13 protein-coding genes, 1 tRNA gene and 1 other RNA gene are annotated in these 18313 nt (G+C 71.6%); 5 read left to right on the forward strand and 10 right to left on the reverse strand.

From position 1 onward, the window contains the following. The first annotated feature begins 3 nt into the window (after positions 1 to 3). Positions 4 to 906, forward strand: coding sequence for a metallophosphoesterase (locus BM288_RS04170; protein WP_318255328.1), 903 nt, complete (start codon positions 4 to 6; stop codon positions 904 to 906). 46 nt (positions 907 to 952) lie between these two features. Next, a tRNA-Pro gene (locus BM288_RS04175) sits at positions 953 to 1029 on the forward strand. Between the two features lie 81 nt (positions 1030 to 1110). Here the strand turns inward: BM288_RS04175 and BM288_RS04180 are convergent. The 3 genes from BM288_RS04180 to BM288_RS04190 are packed head-to-tail and all read right to left on the reverse strand — an operon-like array spanning position 1111 to position 3858. Next, positions 1111 to 1704, reverse strand: a complete 594-nt coding sequence (locus tag BM288_RS04180) for a thymidine kinase (RefSeq protein ID WP_092916281.1) — start codon at positions 1702 to 1704, stop codon at positions 1111 to 1113. A gap of 2 nt (positions 1705 to 1706) precedes the next feature. Then, a complete protein-coding gene (locus BM288_RS04185) occupies positions 1707 to 2330 on the reverse strand; it encodes a helix-turn-helix transcriptional regulator (protein WP_143103015.1) in 624 nt (207 codons plus the stop codon). Between the two features lie 10 nt (positions 2331 to 2340). Next, positions 2341 to 3858 (reverse strand): malate:quinone oxidoreductase, encoded by a 1518-nt coding sequence (locus BM288_RS04190; RefSeq protein ID WP_092916285.1) that lies wholly within the window; start codon positions 3856 to 3858, stop codon positions 2341 to 2343. A gap of 122 nt (positions 3859 to 3980) precedes the next feature. Here BM288_RS04190 and BM288_RS04195 point away from each other — a divergent pair, with 122 nt between their 5' ends. Beyond that, entirely contained in the window at positions 3981 to 4289 is a 309-nt protein-coding gene (locus BM288_RS04195) for a hypothetical protein (RefSeq protein ID WP_092916287.1), read from the forward strand. An 87-nt stretch (positions 4290 to 4376) separates the two neighbouring features. Here BM288_RS04195 and BM288_RS04200 read toward each other — a convergent pair whose 3' ends face one another. The 5 genes from BM288_RS04200 to ffs form a co-directional block, all read right to left on the reverse strand. Continuing rightward, positions 4377 to 5444, reverse strand: coding sequence for an aspartate-semialdehyde dehydrogenase (locus BM288_RS04200; RefSeq protein ID WP_318255329.1), 1068 nt, complete (start codon positions 5442 to 5444; stop codon positions 4377 to 4379). A 5-nt stretch (positions 5445 to 5449) separates the two neighbouring features. Then, positions 5450 to 6724: an aspartate kinase gene (locus BM288_RS04205; RefSeq protein ID WP_092916291.1), complete on the reverse strand. Its 1275-nt coding sequence runs from the start codon at positions 6722 to 6724 to the stop codon at positions 5450 to 5452. A 67-nt stretch (positions 6725 to 6791) separates the two neighbouring features. Then, positions 6792 to 7391, reverse strand: a complete 600-nt coding sequence (gene recR, locus BM288_RS04210) for a recombination mediator RecR (RefSeq protein WP_092916293.1) — start codon at positions 7389 to 7391, stop codon at positions 6792 to 6794. Position 7392: 1 nt separating this feature from the next. Next, positions 7393 to 9837 carry a DNA polymerase III subunit gamma and tau gene (locus BM288_RS04215; protein ID WP_092916295.1) on the reverse strand — a complete coding sequence of 815 codons (2445 nt, stop codon included), beginning with the start codon at positions 9835 to 9837 and terminating at the stop codon, positions 7393 to 7395. A 131-nt stretch (positions 9838 to 9968) separates the two neighbouring features. Beyond that, positions 9969 to 10065, reverse strand: an RNA gene (gene ffs, locus BM288_RS04220) — signal recognition particle sRNA small type. A gap of 57 nt (positions 10066 to 10122) precedes the next feature. Between ffs and BM288_RS04225 the strand changes: the two genes are divergently transcribed. Continuing rightward, positions 10123 to 10902 (forward strand): cytochrome b5-like heme/steroid binding domain-containing protein, encoded by a 780-nt coding sequence (locus tag BM288_RS04225; protein WP_092917680.1) that lies wholly within the window; start codon positions 10123 to 10125, stop codon positions 10900 to 10902. Positions 10903 to 10919: 17 nt separating this feature from the next. Here the strand turns inward: BM288_RS04225 and BM288_RS04230 are convergent, their stop codons facing one another. Beyond that, positions 10920 to 12107, reverse strand: a complete 1188-nt coding sequence (locus tag BM288_RS04230; RefSeq protein ID WP_092916297.1) for an acetate/propionate family kinase — start codon at positions 12105 to 12107, stop codon at positions 10920 to 10922. After that, positions 12104 to 14257, reverse strand: coding sequence for a phosphate acetyltransferase (pta, locus tag BM288_RS04235; RefSeq protein WP_092916299.1), 2154 nt, complete (start codon positions 14255 to 14257; stop codon positions 12104 to 12106). The genes BM288_RS04230 and pta overlap by 4 nt, the downstream gene beginning before the upstream one ends. 130 nt (positions 14258 to 14387) lie before the next feature. On the opposite strand from pta, the gene BM288_RS04240 reads away from it, so the two are divergent. Next, complete coding sequence (locus tag BM288_RS04240) at positions 14388 to 18311, forward strand: cell wall-binding repeat-containing protein (protein WP_177220246.1); 3924 nt, start codon at positions 14388 to 14390, stop codon at positions 18309 to 18311. Positions 18312 to 18313 lie beyond the last annotated feature (2 nt).

An 18313-nucleotide genomic window follows, 5' to 3' on the forward strand; every position in this document is an offset into this window, starting at 1 on the left:
GGCGTGCTCGCCGCCGGCGCCGCGGTGGCCGCCTACGCGACCGCGATCGAGCCGCAGGCCTTCCGCATCCGCCACGAGACGCTGCGGGTGCTGCCCGCGGGCGCCCGGCCGATCACGGTGCTGCACCTGGCCGACATCCATCTCGCACCCTGGCAGGAGCGCAAGCTCGAGTGGCTCGAGGGCCTCACGAGCCTCGAGCCCGACCTGATCGTCAACACCGGCGACAGCCTCGGGCACCGAGCCGCCCTCCCCGCGCTGGCGGATGCGCTGCGCGTCTTCCAGGGCGTGCCCGGCTTCTTCGTGCACGGCTCGAACGACGTCTACGGACCCGAGCCGAAGAATCCGCTGCGCTACTTCGGCGGGCCGTCGAAGCCACCCGGTCCGGCGCACACCAGCCGGCTCGACACCGCTGGCCTCGAGCGTGCCTACGAAGCGCTCGGCTGGCTGGACCTCAACAACACCGCCCGCGCGATCGAGGTGCGCGGCACGAGCGTCGCGGCGTTCGGCGTCGCCGACGCGCACCGCCACTGGGATCGGCTCGACGAGACCGAGGCCGCACTCTCGAGCATGCGCAAGGCGCTCGGCGGCGGCCCCCGCGTCACCCTCGGCGTCACGCACGCGCCGTACCAGCGCATCCTGAACGCCTTCGTCGACCTGGGGGCGGATGCGATCCTCGCCGGGCACACGCACGGCGGCCAGGTGCGGGTGCCGGGCGGGCACGCGATCGTCACCAACTGCGACATCCCGCGCGAGCAGGCTTCCGGCCTCAGCACCTGGGCGCACGCGGGGCGCGCCGTGCCGCTGAATGTCTCGCAGGGCATCGGTGCGTCGATCTACGCGCCGTTCCGGCTCGGCACTCCCCCGGAGGCCGTCGCCGTGTCGCTGCGACCCCGCGACATCGGGTAGACTGGTGCGGTTGCTCACCGGGGTCTACGCTCTGGCGCAGTGACATCGGGGTGTGGCGCAGCTTGGTAGCGCGCGTCGTTCGGGACGACGAGGTCGCAGGTTCAAATCCTGTCACCCCGACCAGACATGAGAGCCCTCGCCGATAGGCGGGGGCTCTCTGCATGCGCGGCCTCCACACGGGGCTGAAGGCGGACCGGAGGGCGCTCAGCCGAGCCGGCCGGCCGATTCCTGCAGGTAGCAGGAGCCGCAGAGCGACTCGTAGGTGACCGCCTCGCCGTCGATGGCGACCTGGTCGCCGTCGAAGACGAATCCGTCACCGACCTTGCGTGCGTTGAACATCGCCTTGCGACCGCAGCGGCAGATGGTCTTCAGCTCCTCGAGCGAATGCGCCAGCTCGAGCAGTCGGGCGGAGCCGGGGAAGGCGCGGGTGAGGAAGTCGGTGCGGATGCCGTACGCGAGCACGGGCACGCCGCGCTCGACCGCGATGCGCAGCAGCTCCTCCACCTGCCCGGCCGTGAAGAACTGCGCCTCGTCGACCAGCAGGCACGCGACCGCCTCGTCGCTGCGCGCCGCCGCCTCCTCGAAGCGGTCGATCACCGACTCGTCGCGCGCGACCAGGAAGTCGGCGTGCCGGGTGACGCCCAGGCGGGACACGATGTCGTGCTCGCCCTTCGTGTCGGTGGCGGGCTTGGCGAGCAGCACCCGCTGGCCGCGCTCCTCGTAGTTGAACGCGGTCTGCAGCAAGCCGGTGGACTTGCCGGAGTTCATCGCGCCGTAGCGGAAGTAGAGCTTCGCCACGACTAGAGGATGCCGTCCTCTTCAGCGCGGAGGCTCAGCTCGATGCGCTTGCCCGCGGGTCGCTGGACCGCGGCGTACTTCGCGCGCACGCGGCGCAGGAAGGTCTTCGCCGTCTCGTAGCCGACGCCCATCTCTGCGGCGACCTGCACGGTCGTGAGGCCCTGCACGTAGTGCGCGAGCGCTCGCCGCTCGCCCGGCGACAGGCGCGGACGCCGGTGCGAGTCGTCGATGGCGACGCGATGGCCGCGACGACGCCCCCCGCGCACGGTCGCGAGCTGCTCGACGACGCCCGTCGCGGCGTCGGCCAGCGGCACGACGACCGCCCCTGCATCCTCGAGTGCCTGCCGCAGCTCGTCGTCGGCATCGGCGTGCACGACCACGACGGCGCCCGCAGCCGCAGCGGTGACGGCGTGGGCGAACAGCTGACGACCCGGCTCCTCCGCCAGCACGACGACGTCGCCGGGGAAGCCGGCGTCGACGACCAGGTCAGTGAAGCGCGGCGCGACGGCGGTCAGCCGCAGCCGCGGATCAGCCGTGACCGCCGCGCGCAGGGCGGTGCCGAGCACGCCGCTCGCGACGATGGAGACGATGCGGGGAGCCTCGGTCTCGACGGTGGTCACTGCCATGGTGGTCACCTCACACGGTCGAGCGAGCTGCGCCGGCGGCGAGCTCGGGCGCCGGCGCCTCCGCCAGGCGCAGCGTGCGCGCAGTGCGCGCGAGCACCTCGCGCGCCGCCTCGGGGTCGTCATTGAGCTTGGTGCCATAGCTCGGGATCAGCTCGGTGAGCGTCGCCTTCCACGCGGGCATGCGCTCCGGGAAGCAGCGCTCGAAGATCGTCAGCATGATGTGCACGGCGGTCGAGGCGCCCGGCGACGCGCCGAGCAGTCCCGCGATCGTGCCGTCGGCGCCGGTGACCACCTCGGTGCCGAACTGCAGCACCCCGCCCTTGTCAGGGTCGCGCTTCATCACCTGCACGCGCTGGCCGGCGGTGATGAGGCGCCAGTCCTCGTCCTTCGCGTCGGGCATGAACTCGCGCAGGGCGTCGAGACGCTGCTTGCGGGAGGCGAACACCTCACCCATCAGGTAGCCGACGAGATCGAAGTTCGCGAGCCCCGCGCGGATCATCGGCCAGAGGTTGTGCCCCTTGATCGTCTCGAACATGTCGGTGTAGCTGCCGGTCTTCAGGTACTTCGGGCTCCAGCCCGCGTACGGGCCGAACAGCAGGCTCGCCTCGCCGTCGACCACGCGCGTGTCGAGGTGCGGCACCGACATCGGCGGGGCGCCGACGCTGGCCTTGCCGTACACCTTCGCGGTGTGGCGGGCGACGATCTCCGGGTTGTCGGTGCGCAGGAAGGCACCCGTGATGGGGAAGCCCCCGAAGCCCTTGGCCTCCGGGATGCCCGACTGCTGCAGCAGCTTGAGCGCGCCGCCGCCCGCGCCGACGAAGACGAAGCGCGCGTGCACCTCGTTGACGTTCTGGCCGACCTCGCTGCGCACCTTCAGCCGCCACTCGCCGTCCGAGCGGCGCTTGAGGCCGGTGACGGTGACGTTGGTGTGCACGCGCGCGCCGCCCTCCTCCAGCTTTCCGATCAGCATCCGCGTCAGTGCGCCGAAGTCGACGTCGGTGCCGTCGGTCGAGCGGGTCGCGGCGATCGGCTGCGACTTCTTGCGCCCGGGGATGAGCGTCGGCGCCCACTCGCGGATCACCTCGGCGTCCTCGGAGTACTCGATGCCGGCGAACAGCGGCTCTTCCTTCAGCAGCTCCCAGCGGCGACGCAGGTAGTCGACGTTGTCCTCGCCCCAGACGAAGGTCATGTGCGGGGTGGGCGAGATGAAGCCCTTCGGGTCCGGCAGTGTGCCGTCCTCGACGAACGACGACCACAGCTGGCGCGAGAGCTGGAACTGCTCGTTGATGGTGACGGCCTTGTCGGTCGTCATCGAACCGTCCGTGCCCTCCGGCATGTAGTTGAGCTCGCACAGCGCGGCGTGGCCGGTGCCGGCGTTGTTCCAGGGATTGGAGGACTCCATCCCGACCTCTGGCAGCCGCTCGAACACCTCGATCGACCACGACGGCTCGAGGCGGTGCAGGAGGGCTCCGAGCGTGGCGCTCATGATCCCTCCGCCGATCAGGGCGACATCGATGGACTTGCTCACGCGTCCGATTCTAGAACAACCCTCGACAACCGGGGTCCGGGGTACACAGGAGGGTTCCCGCGGGCAGGCCTACCATTGGCGCGTCGACACCGAACGGTCGGCAGTGGCGAGAGGAGCCGGAGATGGGAATCCTGGACGACGCGAAGGACAAGCTCGGCGACGCCGCCGGCTGGGTCAAGGACCGTGCGGAGCAGATCGGTGACCAGGCGCAGGACGCCGGGCAGACGATCGGCGGCAAGGCCGCGGACGCGAAGCACTGGGTCGAGTCGCGCGTCGGTGGCTCCGATGCGGGCAACCCGACGCCCGAGGCGCGCAGCGGCGGCGGGGGGGAGTTCGCGACCGACTGGGTGGATGTCTCCACCGACGACAGCGCGGATGCGCCGCAGGCGGACGCCGTCGAGCCCGGTGCAGAGGGCGACCGCAACGCCTGACCCGAAGGGCAGCCCCGGCCCGGCACGGGCCGGGGAGCGCACGTCGCAGCGGAGACCCGAAAGGGTCTCCGCTCACAGCTCCAGCGCTCAGTCGATCCGCTGCGCGACGAGCTCGGCGAGCTGCACCGTGTTGAGCGCGGCTCCCTTGCGCAGGTTGTCGTTCGCGACGAACAGCACCAGGCCCTTGCCGGGCTCCGCGGACTGATCGGCACGGATGCGTCCCACCAGTGCGGGGTCGGCGCCGGCCGCCTGCTGCGGGGTCGGCACGTCGACCAGCTGCACGCCGGGAGCGTGCGCCAGCAGCTCGCGCGCCTGCTCGGGGCTCAGGTCGCGCTCGAACTCCGCGTGGATCGCGAGCGAGTGTCCGGTGAAGACGGGCACCCGCACGCAGGTCCCGGCGACGCGCAGCTCCGGCCGCTGCAGGATCTTGCGCGACTCGTTGCGCAGCTTCTGCTCCTCGTCGGTCTCGCTCGAGCCGTCGTCGACGATCGAGCCGGCCAGCGGCAGCACGTTGTGCGCGATCGGCTGCGTATAGACGGCGGGCTCGCCGAAGTCGATCGCCGAGCCGTCGTGCGTGAGTCGCTCCGGGTGCTGCGCAGAGCCCCGCTCGAGCTGCCCGCGCAGCTCCTCGACACCGGCGAGGCCCGAGCCGGAGACGGCCTGGTAGGTGGCGACCACGAGCCGCACGAGCCCCGAGGCGAGGTCGAGCGGCTTGAGCACCGGCATCGCGGCCATGGTGGTGCAGTTGGGGTTGGCGATGATCCCCTTGACCGCGCCGGTGATGGCGTGAGGGTTGACCTCGGAGACCACCAGTGGCACCTCCGGGTCCATCCGCCAGGCGGAGGAGTTGTCGATGACGATGACCCCGGCCTCGGCGAACTTCGGCGCCAGTCGGCGCGAGGTCGCGCCGCCGGCAGAGAAGATGGCGATGTCGAGCCCGCTCGGGTCAGCCTGGTCGGCATCCTCGATGGTGATCTCGGTGCCGCGGAACTCCAGCGTCCTGCCGGCCGAGCGTGCGGACGCGAACAGCCGCAACTGCTCGATGGCCAGCTCGCGCTGGGCGAGCAGCTGCAGCACGACGCCGCCCACCTGCCCGGTGGCGCCGACCACACCGATGCGCACCGGGCGCGCCTGCCCCGGCTCGTCGCGCAGCACGCGGATCATCGTCCGGTCCCCGCGTGCACGACGGCCTGCTCCTGGGCGTCCAGCTCGAACGCCGTGTGCACGACGCGCACGGCCTCGATCAGCTGGTCGGCCCGCGTGACGACCGAGATGCGGATCTCGGAGGTCGAGATCATCTCGATGTTGATGTCGGCGTCAGACAGCGCCTTGAACAGACGCGCAGACACGCCGGCGTTCGTGCGCATGCCCGCGCCGACCAGCACGAGCTTGCCGATCTGGTCGTCGTAGCGCAGCTGCTCGTAGCCGATCGACTCGCGGTGCGCCTCGAGCGCGTCGAGCACGGCCCCGGCCTCCTCCATCGGCAGCGTGAACGAGATGTCGGTGCGGCCGGTGCCGACCTCCGAGACGTTCTGCACGATCATGTCGATGTTGGCGCCGGTCTCGGCGACGATGGTGAAGATCCCCGCCGCAGTGCCGGGCACGTCCGGCGCGCCGGCGACGGTGACCTTCGCCTGTGACAGGTCGTGGGCGACTCCCACGATCATCGGCTCTTCCATGATGGACCCCACTTTCTCTGGGTCGTAGACGATGGTGCCCTCGTCGTTCGTGAACGACGAGCGCACATGAAGGGTGACGCCGTGGCGGCGCGCGTACTCGACGCTGCGGATGTGCAGCACCTTCGCACCGCCGGCGGCGAGCTCGAGCATCTCTTCACTCGTGACACGGGGGATGCGTCGGGCTCGGTGGATGACGCGGGGGTCGGCGGAGAAGATGCCGTCCACGTCGGTGTAGATCTCGCAGACATCGGCGCCGAGCGCCGCAGCGAGGGCGACCGCGGAGGTGTCGGAGCCGCCGCGGCCGAGCGTGGTGATGTCGCCGGTGACCTTGTTGAAGCCGGCGAAGCCCTGCACGATGGCGATCTGGCCCCTGTCGAGGGCGTCGCGCACGCGGCCGGGCGTGACGGAGATGATGCGGGCGGCGCCGTGCTTGTCGTCGGTGAGCATGCCGGCCTGGCTGCCGGTGAACGAGACCGCCTCGGCGCCCTGCGCCTTGATCGACATCGCCAGCAGCGCCATCGAGATGCGCTCGCCCGCGGTCAGCAGCATGTCGAGCTCTCGGCCGCCCGTCGGCAGGCTCGGCACCACCTGGTGCGCGAGGTCGAGCAGCTCATCGGTCGTGTCGCCCATCGCCGAGACCACCACGACGACGTCGTCGCCGCGCCGGCGCGACTCGACGACGCGCTTCGCGACGCGCTTGATCCCCTCGGCGTCGCCCACACTGGACCCGCCGTACTTCTGCACGATGAGGCTCACACCGCTCCTCTGCACCCCTGGACCCACCAAGTCTAGGCGTCGGCGGGTGCCGCATCCGCCCCCGTCGTCAGCGCTCGACCGCGCGACGCCCCTCGAACGCGCGGCCGAGCGTCATCTCGTCGGCGAACTCGAGGTCGCCGCCGACGGGCAGCCCGCTCGCCAGGCGCGACACCTTCACGCCCAGCGGCAGCAGCGATCGGATGAGGTAGGTCGCGGTGGCCTCGCCCTCGACGTTCGGGTCGGTGGCGATGATCACCTCCTCCACCGCGGCGTCCTGCAGCCGGGTCATGAGCGACGCCACCCGCAGCTGGTCGGGGCCGATGCCCTGCATGGGGTTCAGCGCCCCGCCGAGCACGTGGTAGAGCCCGCGGTACTCGCGGGTGCGCTCGATCGCGACGACGTCCTTCGCCTCCTCGACCACACAGATCGTCGTGGGCACGCGGCGCGGATCGCGGCAGATGGCGCAGCGCTCCTGCTCGCCGACGTTGCCGCAGATCACGCAGAAGCGCACCCGCTCGCGCACGGTGTGCAGGATGGTCGCCAGCCGGTCGACGTCGAAGGTCTCGGTCTGGATGATGTGGAACGCGATGCGCTGGGCCGACTTCGGACCCACGCCCGGCAGCCTGCCGAGCTCGTCGATCAGGTCCTGCACGATGCCGTCGTACATGTCAGCGCTCCCCTCGCACCCGCGGGCGCTCCTCGATCAGCTCGGCACCGAGCTCTTCGCGCACGACCGCCTCGCCGTAGCGGGCGGCCTGCGATGCCGACAGCGCCGGCTCCGGTGCCGGAGCGGACTGCGCCAGCTCGTCGAGCGACGGGCCGCTGGGCGCCGGGCGCGGGGCCGCAGCGGCGGGCGCCGACACGGGCAGCGCGGGCGCCTCTGGTGCGGAGACGAACGACAGCGGGTCTGGCTCGGGCTCATCCGGCAGTGGCTGCTCGGGCAGATCCTCCGGCGGCGCCTCGGCGTCGCTCGGGATGGCGGCCACCGCCCAGCCGGTGACCGCGGCGGCGACCGCGGGAGACGCCTCGCGACCGCCCGACACGGGTGCGGATGCGCTGCGAGAGCCGGGCGCGCCGGACGGCGCAGGTGCCGACGCGCTGCGAGAGGCAGGTGCGCCGGACGCGCCGGGTGACACGGCCACGCCCGAGACCGGGGCGGACGCCGCCGCCGTCGCGGCAGCCGGTGCGGCAACTGAGGGTGCTGATGCTGAGGCGGCTCGGTGCACGTCGTCGCCGGCCGCCGACGGCTGCTCGGTCGTGGAGCCGCTGGCCCGCTGACCCTGGCGGATGCGAGGGATGTACTTGACCTCGATGCCGAGCAGCGACGTGATGGCGGTGCGCAGCAGGTCGGCGACACTGGGCTTGCCGCCGTGCCCTTCTCGGAAGCGCTGCACGTCGGCATCCGACTGGAAGCCGAGCACCAGCACGTCGCCGTCCCGCAGCTCGATCGGCGTGGTGTTGGACACGAGCATCCACGCTGCGCGGTGCTGATCGGCGAGCTGCTGCAGCACCTCGTCCCACGAGTCGCGCAGCTGCTGGAACGTGATCGGCGCAGCCGGGGCCGCGACCACCGGCGCAGCCGCGGGGGCCGCTGCGGACGGCGCGTCCGCGGCGGCCGCTGCGCGTGGCACAGCTGCGGACGGCGCGGCAGCGGTGGCAGCTGCGGACGGTGCAGCAGCGGTGGACCCCACCGGGACGGGTGGACCCGCCGGATCGGGTCCGCCGATCTCGATCGGGTCCTCGGTCGCAGCGGCCGGCGCTGCTTCGGCGGGTCCGTCCCCCACCGACTCGGCTGCCGCCGCGCGGGTGGACCCCGTTCCGGATCGCGGACCCGAGATCTCGGGTCGACCTGCCGATCCGGGGTCCGCCGAAGCGGAGCCGACAGGGGCAGGCGTCGCACTCGATGCGGCAGCGGGTGCGGGCGCGGCGGTCGGCGTGGCAGCGGGTGCCGGAGCAGCGCCGTCGAGGCGCTGCTCCAGCCGCTCGACCCGCGCGAGCGTGCCGACCTCCGGCTCGCCGGTCTCCGGCACGAGCAGGCGCGCGGCCATCAGCTCGAGGTGCAGGCGCGGGCTCGTGGCGCCGGCCATGTCGGTGAGCGACTTCGCGACGATGTCGGCCGCGCGCGAGAGCTCGGCCGCGCCGAAGCCGCCCGCCTGCTCGACGAGCGTGCGCAGCTCTTCCTCCGGCACGCCGTGCAGGATGGCCGCCGGATCGGCGGCCGCGTGCGCCACGATCAGGTCGCGCAGCCGCTCGAGCAGGTCCTCCACGAAGCGGCGCGGATCCTGACCCGACTGCACGACGCGGTCGATGGACGCGAACAGCTTGGACGCATCCGTCGCCGACAGCGCACCGACGATCTCGTCGAGCAGCTCGCCGTGCGTGAAGCCGAGCAGCGCGACCGCGCTCTCGTACGTCACGCGCGCCTCGGAGCCGGCGATCAGCTGGTCGAGCAGGCTGAGCGTGTCGCGCGCCGAGCCACCGCCGGCGCGCACGACGAGCGGCAGCACGCCGGGGTCGACCTCGACGCCCTCCTGCGCGCACAGCTGCTGCACGTACTCGAGCATCGGCGCGGGGGCGATGAGGCGGAAGGGGTAGTGGTGGGTGCGCGAGCGGATCGTGCCGATCACCTTGTCGGGCTCGGTGGTGGCGAAGATGAATTTGATGTGCTCCGGCGGCTCCTCGACGATCTTCAGCAGCGCGTTGAAGCCGCCGCTGGTGACCATGTGGGCCTCGTCGATGATGAACACCTTGTAGCGGTCGCGGCTGGGCGCGAAGGTGGCACGCTCGCGCAGGTCGCGCGCGTCGTCGACGCCGCCGTGGCTGGCCGCGTCGATCTCGACCACGTCGAGCGAGCCGCCGCCGTCGCGGCCGAGCTCGATGCACGAGTCGCAGACGCCGCACGGGTCGGGCGTCGGCCCCTCGGCGCAGTTGAGGCAGCGCGCGAGGATGCGGGCGCTCGTCGTCTTGCCGCAGCCGCGGGGACCGGAGAAGAGGTAGGCGTGATTGACGCGGTCGGCGCGCAGCGCCGTGCGCAGCGGATCGGTGACGTGCGCCTGCCCGATGAGCTCGGCGAACGACTCCGGCCGATAGCGGCGGTAGAGGGCGGCGACCATGGCATCCAGGCTACTTGCCGCCGGTGACGTGCGCCGACGACTCCACAGGCGGCGGATGCGGTGGCCCGCGTCGAGCGCGCGGCACCAGCGGGTGCGCCGCGAGCGTGGCCGCGCGGAGCGGCCCCGAAGACGCGAGGGACTCCCCGCGCACCCGCCAGAGCCCGGTTGCCCTTGCTTCGTCTCCGACCTGGGGGAGTTGGCCTGGATGGCGCCACGCGGGGAGCCGCATCCATCCTACCGAACGTCGCGGCGGGTGCGAAGCCGAGCGGGCTGTACCGTTGCGTCATGCATCCGCTCGGCGGCTCGGACAGCCCCTTCGATCTCGCGTTCGGCCTGCCGCTGCACCCCCTCGCGGTGCATGTGCCGGTGGTGCTGCTGCCGCTCGGCGCGATCGGCGTGCTGCTGGTGCTGCTCGTGCCGCGCTGGCGCGCCTCGCTCGCCTGGCCGGTGATCGCTGTGCTCGGCATCGCGACGGCTGGTGCGCTGGTCGCGAAGCTCTCGGGCGAGGCGCTCGCCGACCGCGTCGGCGACCCGGGCCAGCACGAGCAGCTCGGCAACTGGCTGCTCGCGACCGCGGCGGCGCTGTGCCTGGCGACGCTCGCCTGGTGGCTGTGGCAGCGCGAGCAGACGCGGGACCGTCGGCGGACGGGTGTCGTGGGGCTGATCCTCGGCACCGTGCTCGCGGCCGCGGCACTCGGCGCGATCATCATCGCCGTGCTCACCGGTCACACCGGCGCGACAGCGGCCTGGGGCGACCGGCCGGGCATCGCGACGCTGCCACCGGTGGCACCGGCAGCACCCTCGGCCCCTGCCGACACGGGAGCCGGCGGCATCGGCATCGCCGAGGTCGCGCAGCACGACGACTCCGCCTCCTGCTGGGTGGCGATCGAGGGCACGGTGTACGACGTCACCGCGTGGATCCCGCTGCACCCCGGCGGCCCCGAGCGCATCCTCGCCGTCTGCGGCACCGATGCCACGGCCGACTTCATGGGCGAGCACGAGGGCGACTCGCTGCCGACCGAGCAGCTCAGCCAGTTCGCGATCGGCGCCCTCGCCGAGCGCTGACCGAGCGCGAGCGCGGCTCAGCCGACCAGTGCGGCCACCTGCCGGGCGATCTCGAGCTCCTCGTTCGTCGGCACCACCCACACCTCGATGGCCGAGCCGTCGGCCGAGATGCGGCGCTCGCCGCGGCCGGCGTTCCGCTCCGCATCGAGCACGATGCCGAGCCCCTCGAGTCCCGCGAGCGCCGCGGCGCGCACCGGCGCCGAGTTCTCGCCGATGCCCGCCGTGAAGGCGATCGCGTCCGTGCGGCCCAGGTGTGCCAGGTACGCGCCCACCGTGCCGCGCAGCCGGTGCGCCACGACGTCCAGTGCCTCGACCGCCCGCTCGATCCCCGCATCCGCCGCCTGCTGCACGTCGCGCATGTCGCCCGTGCCGGTCATGCCCAGCAGCCCGGAGCGCTTGTTGAGCAGCGTGTCGATCTCGTCGATCGACATGCCCGCGACGCGGTGCAGGTGGAAGATCACACCCGGGTCGATGTCGCCCGAGCGCGTGCCCATCACGAGCCCTGCGAGCGGCGTCATGCCCATCGAGGTCTCGACGCTGCGCCCACCGCGCACGGCGGTGGCCGACGCGCCGTTGCCGAGGTGCAGCACGATCGAGTTGACATCCTCGAGCGGCCTGCCGAGCAGCTCGGCCATGCGGCGAGAGACGAACTGGTGGCTGGTGCCGTGGAAGCCGTACTTGCGCACCCGGTGCTCCGCGGCCACCTGCGACTCGATCGCGTAGCGATGCGCTGCCGGCGGGATGGTCAGGTGGAAGGCGGTGTCGAACACCGCCACGTGGGGGTAACCGGCGAAGGTCGCGCGCGCCGAGCGGATGCCCTGCAGGTTCGCCGGGTTGTGGAGCGGCGCGAGCGGCGCGAGGTCGTCGATCTGCTGCGCGACGTCGTCGTCGATGCGCACGGCGGTGTCGAAGCGCGCGCCGCCCTGCACGACCCGGTGCCCGATGCCGAGCAGGTTGGCGGCGCCGAGGTCGGGCCCGTGCCGGTCGAACTGCTGCAGCACCCAGCCGAAGGCGTGCTCGTGGTCGGCGATCATCCGGCGCTCGGTGACGTCGTCCCGGCCCGACACCTCGTGCGTGGCGATGCCGGTCGTCTCGCCGATGCGCTCGATCAGGCCGCTCGCGAGCGCCTCCCCCGACTCCACCTCGACAAGCTGGTACTTCAGGCTCGACGAGCCGGCGTTGATGACGAAGACGGATGCGGTCATGCGGATGCCTCCTGGGCGCCGTCGCTGTCGGTGCCGGCCGCGTCCGTCCCGGCTCCCGGCGCCGATCCATCCTGCGCCTGGATCGCGGTGATCGCGATGGTGTTGACGATGTCGCTCACGAGCGCGCCCCGCGAGAGGTCGTTGACGGGCTTGTTCAGCCCCTGCAGGACCGGTCCGATCGCGAGCGCGCCGGCGGAGCGCTGGACGGCCTTGTAGGTGTTGTTGCCGGTGTTGAGGTCGGGGAAGACGAACACGGTCGCCCGGCCGGCCACCTGCGATTCGGGCATCTTCTTCTGCGCCACCGCCGCATCCGCCGCCGCGTCGTACTGGATCGGGCCCTCCACCGGCAGCTCGGGCGCGCGCTCGCGCACCAGCTCGGTCGCCGCGCGCACCCGCTCGACCTCGGCGCCCGTGCCCGACTCGCCCGTCGAGTAGGAGAGCATCGCCACCCGGGGCTCGATGCCGAATTCGCGCGCCGTGGCAGCGGAGGAGACCGCGATGTCGGCGAGCTCCTCGACCGTCGGCTCGGGGATGACGGCGCAGTCGCCGTAGACCAGCACGCGGTCGGCCAGCGCCATCAGGAACACGCTCGAGACCACCGAGACGCCCGGCTTGGTCTTGATGGTCTCGAAGGAGGGCTTGATCGTGTGGGCGGTGGTGTGGGCGGCGCCGGAGACCATGCCGTCGGCGTCGCCCAGGTGCACCATCAGGGTGCCGAAGTAGCTCACATCGAGCAGCCGCTCCATCGCCTGCTCGATCGAGACGCCCTTGTGCGCGCGCAGCCGCTGGTACTCAGCGGCGTACTTCGGCCGCAGCTCGGCGTCGTCGGTCGCGACGATCCTGGCATTCGCGAGGTCGAGGCCGAGGCTCGCTGCGCGCTGTCGGATGGACGGCTCGTCGCCCAGGATCGTCAATCGCGCGATGCCGCGCGCGAGCACCGTGGATGCCGCCTGCAGGATGCGGTCGTCGTCGCCCTCGGGCAGCACGATGTGCCGCACGTCCTGGCGCGCCCGCTCGATGAGGCTGTGCTCGAAGATGAGCGGCGTGACCACGTCGGTGGTCGCCACCTCGAGCCGCTCGAGCAGTGCGTCGCTGTCGATGTGCTGCTCGAAGAGCGCGAGCGCAGCGTCGCGCTTGCGCTGCGTGCCGTCGATGAGCGAGCCGCGGGTGGTGGCGATGCGCCTCGCCGTCTCGTAGGTGCCGTGCGGGCTGGCTCCGATCGGCAGATCGAGATCGAGCCCGTCGAGCAGCAGCTGCACCGCCGGGTGCAGCTCGAAGCCGCCGTTGAGGATGATGCCGGCGATCGAGGGGAAGGTCTCTGCCTGCTGCGCCAGCAGGGTGCCGACCACCACGTCCGAGCGATCCCCGGGCATCACGAGGATGCCGCCCTCGATGAGCCGCTCGAGCACGTGCTCCATCGACATGCCGGCGACGACGGTGCCGAGCGACTCGCGCTGCAGCAGCTCGGCGTCGCCGCGCACCAGCTCGGCCTCGGCCGCCGCGAAGAGCGTGCCGACGCTCGGAGCGCTCAGCAGCCGGTCCTCCGGGATCGACCAGATCGGCACGCCCTTCGGCACCGCATCCGCCATCGCCGCGGGGATGGCGTCGATGGCGTCGGGATCCGCGCGGTTGACGATGATGCCGGCGATGGATGCGTGGGCCTGCGCCAGCTCGGCGGTGGTGACGTCGGCGAGCTGCCGAAGCTCGTCGGCGGTGCGCGCCGTGTCGGTCTCTGGGTCGCGCCCGCCGAGCACGAGCAGCACGGAGGCGCCCAGGTTGGCGGCGACGCGCGCGTTGAAGCCGAGCTCGGTGGGGCTGCCGACGTCGGTGTAGTCGGAGCCGACGATCACGATCGCGTCGAAGCGCTCATCGATGCGGTGGTAGCGGTCGACGATCGTCGCCAGCGCCGCATCGGCGTCGTCGTGCACGGCGGCGTAGGTGGTACCGATCGCCTCCTCGTAGGAGAGGTCGACGGCCTCGTGGGCCAGCAGCAGCTCGAGCACCCGGTCGCGCTCCTGCTCGGAGCGGGCGATGGGGCGGAAGACCCCGACCCGGCCGACGCGGCGGCTCAGTGCTTCGACGAGCCCGAGCGCGACGATCGACTTGCCTGCGTGGCCCTCTGGAGAAGCGATGACGATTCGTGTCGGCACGCGCCCAGGCTAGCGCCGCCTCGAATGTCACGAATCAGTAACGGTTTGTGCATACCTTGATCACATCTTCAGCACAGGTTCAGTATGGACGACAGTGCCAACGACGGCACTGCCACTGGAGGAGATGAACGTGACTTCACACAGCACAGCGCGGACAGCGCTGCGTCGCGTGCTCGCGATCGGGACGGCGGTCGCGCTCGGCGCGACGGGCGCAGTCCTGAGTGCGACGACAGCACACGCGATCGCAGCACCGTCCTCGACGCTCGATTTCGAGGCAGGGCGCTACATCGTCGTCCTCGAGGACGACGCGCTCGCGACGTATCGGGGCGGTCTGCCGAACCTGGCCCGCACCGCACCGGCGGGTGACTCCGAGATCGATGTCGACACGCCCGCTGCGAACGCCTACACCGCGCACCTCGAGAGCGAGCAGGCGGCAGTCGCCGGCTCCATCGGTGCGGAGGTCGACGCGAACCTGACCGTGACGATGAACGGCTTCATCGCCGATCTCACGGCCGAGCAGGCGCAGGAGCTGGCTCGCGACGGCCGCGTCGCCAACGTGTTCCCCGATGAGATCCTGCACATCAACGCGAGCCCCGCCAATGAGTACCTCGACCTCGAGGGCCTCTGGTCGCAGGTCGGCGGCGTCGACGAGGCCGGCGCAGGCGTGGTCGTCGGCGTGCTCGACACGGGCATCGCGCCCGAGAACCCGCTCTTCGCGGGCGAGGCGCTCGGCACCACGGCAGGCGCTGAGCCGTATCTCGACGGCGACACGATCGTCTACGAGAAGGGCGACGGCAGCACCTTCACCGGCTTCTGCCAGGAGGGCGTGCAGTTCACGGCTGAGGACTGCTCCACCAAGATCATCAGTGCGCGCTACTACGTCGACGGCTTCGGCGCCGACCGCATCGGCGGCGACGCTGTAGGCGAGTACCTCTCGCCCCGCGACGGCGACGGCCACGGCTCGCACACCGCCTCCACGGCGGCGGGCAACGCGGATGTGCCGATCACCTCGGCCGCCGGCGCCGACCTGGGCACGATGTCGGGTGTCGCCCCTGAGGCGCGCATCGCGGCGTACAAGGTCTGCTGGACCGGCCCGGACCCCGCGGTCACGACGGACGACGGCTGCGCCACGAGCGACCTGGTGCAGGCCATCGACCAGTCGGTGATCGACGGCGTCGACGTCATCAACTACTCCATCGGCGGCGGCGCCGCGACCTCGGTCGCCACGGCGACGGACATCTCGTTCCTCGGCGCAGCCGCAGCGGGCGTGTTCGTGTCGGCCTCGGCCGGCAACGCGGGCCCTGGCGCTTCGACTCTCGACCACGCAGCGCCCTGGTACACCACGGTCGCTGCGACGAGCGTGCCCAACTACGAGGCGACCGTCGTCCTGCCGGGCGACGTGCGCCTGACGGGCGCATCGGTCACCGTGCCGATGGGCGAGGACGCTGAGGTCATCAGCGGCCCGTTCATCTACGCGGGCGACGTGCCTGCCGCAGATGCGACCGCGGCAGACGCCGCGCTCTGCCTCCCCGGTTCGCTCGACCCGGCGGCCGTCGCAGACACGATCGTGCTCTGCGACCGCGGCGTCAACGCTCGTGCCGAGAAGTCGCAGGTCGTCGCTGACGCCGGCGGCATCGGCGTGGTGCTCGTCAACGTCACGCCCGGCTCGCTCGACCTGGACGACCACGCGATCCCGACGATCCACCTCGACGCCGAGCACCGCGACCAGCTGCTGGCTGCCGCGCAGACGCCCGGCACCGAGGTCACGTTCGAGCCCGGCAACACCTCGGGCGTCGAGACCCCGGCACCGGTCGTGGCGGGCTTCTCGTCGCGCGGACCGGCAGTGGCTGAGGGCGGCGACGTCCTCAAGCCGGATGTCTCGGCACCTGGCGTCGGCATCGTCGCAGCGGGTCCGAACCCGGCCGGCGGCGAGCCGACCTACCGACTGCTCTCCGGCACGTCGATGGCCGCTCCGCACGTCGCGGGCCTCGCTGCCATCTACTTCGGCGAGCACCCGAACGCCTCGCCTGCCGAGGTGAAGTCGGCGATGATGACCACGGCGACCGACACCGTGACCGACGACGGTGCACCCAGCACCGACCCGTGGGCGCAGGGTGCCGGCTTCGTGAACACGCAGTCGATGCTCGAGCCCGGCCTGATCTACCAGAACGGCACGGAGGATTGGTACGGCTACCTCCGCGGTCTGGGCTATGGCCTGCCCGACACATGGGTGGGCAGCGCGATCGACCCGAGCGACGTCAACATCGCGTCGATCGCCGTCGGCTCGCTGGCAGGTACCCAGACGGTCACTCGCAGCGTCACCGCGCTGGAGGCTGGCAGCTACGCCGCCTCGGTCACCGGCATGCCGGGCGTCGACGTCGAGGTCACCCCCTCGACGATCGAGCTCGCCGCGGGTGAGACGCAGACCTTCGAGGTGACGTTCACCACCACCGATGCGGCGCTGGGCGAGTACTCGACCGGGTCGCTGACCTGGACGAGCGCGGCGCACACCGTCCGCTCGCCCATGGCGGTGCGACCGGTCGCTGTCGCGGTCCCTGAGTGGGTCGAGGGCACCGGCACGGTCGGCGAGACGCCCATCAGCGGTGTCTCGGGCGTCGAAGGCGAGATCGCCCTGCAGGCGAACGGGCTCGCGCCCTTCGAGCAGCTGGGCGCCGACGCGGGCGACCCGGGCGCTGAGTTCGTCTACCCGTTCGAGATCCCGGAGGGCGAGCTCGCTCGCTACTTCGCGCTCGACGGGGCCGACAACACGGGCGACAACGACCTGTACATCCTGCGGCTCGAGGGCGACACGCCCGTCGAGCAGTGGGTCGGCGGCACGGCAGCTGCGGACGAGTCGGTGCTCCTGGAGTCCCCGGCTGCAGGCAGCTACCTGGCGATCGTCGTCGTCTACTCGCATGGCGAGGCCGAGGACGGCTCCTTCGAGCTGGACTACGCCGCTGTGACTCCGGGCCAGCAGGAGGGCAACTTCCGCGCTGAGCCGGCATCCGTCACCGGAGCGATCGGCGAGTCGTTCACCTTCTCGGCGAAGTGGAACGGTCTCGACACGAACGCCGAGTACCTCGGCGTCATCGGCTACGGCGACTCGGATGCTCGCACCTACGTCCGCGTGACGACAGGCGATGTGACCATGCCGGTGCCGGACCGACTCGCGGCGGGCAACCGCTTCGAGACCGCGGTGGAGATCTCGCAGCAGGGCTACCCGGACGGCGCTGGCGTCGTCTACGTGGCCAGCGGCGAGCGGTTCCCGGACGGCCTGGCTGCGGCTCCCGCCGCAGCTCGTGAGGGCGGCCCGCTGCTCCTCACCAGGGCCGGCGCGCTGTCGCAGGTCGTCATCAACGAGATCGAGCGCCTGTCGCCCGAGCGCATCGTGATCGTGGGCGGCGAGCCCTCGGTCTCGGCTGCGGTCGCCGCCGAACTCGAGGCTCTTGCCGGAACGGTCGACCGCGTCGGCGGTGCCAACCGGTTCGAGACGAGCCGCCTCATCGCGCAGTACGCCTTCGAGAGCTCGGAGAACGCGTTCATCGCGACCGGCCGCGACTTCCCCGACGCACTGTCGGCGGGAGCTGCTGCAGGTTCGATCGACGCGCCGATCCTGCTGGTGGACGGCATGGCGGACGGCGCGGATGACGCGACGATCGCTGAGCTCGACCGTCTCGGTGTGGTGAACACGTACCTCATGGGCGACCAGAACTCGATGTCGAACGGCATCGAGCTGGAGTTGAACAATGAGGCATTCGTGGTCCACCGCTTCGCAGGCGCCAACCGTTTCCTGACGGCGGTGCAGGTGAACCAGGAGATGTTCTCTGGACCGGTGCCGGCGATGTACATCGCCAGCGGCATGAAGTTCCCCGACGCACTGAGCGCTTCCGCGCTCGCTGCTGCCGAGGGTTCGCCGCTGTACCTGGCGCAGCCGACCTGCATCGACTCGTCCATCGTGACGGAGAGCCTGCGGCTCGACCAGCCGCCGGTGTTCCTGCTCGGTGACGAGTCGACGCTGTCGGCTGCGGTCGCGGAGTACGCGATCTGCCCGTGATC

The organism is Agrococcus baldri (assembly GCA_900114805.1).
In the GTDB taxonomy this organism is placed as follows: Bacteria; Actinomycetota; Actinomycetes; order Actinomycetales; family Microbacteriaceae; genus Agrococcus; species Agrococcus baldri.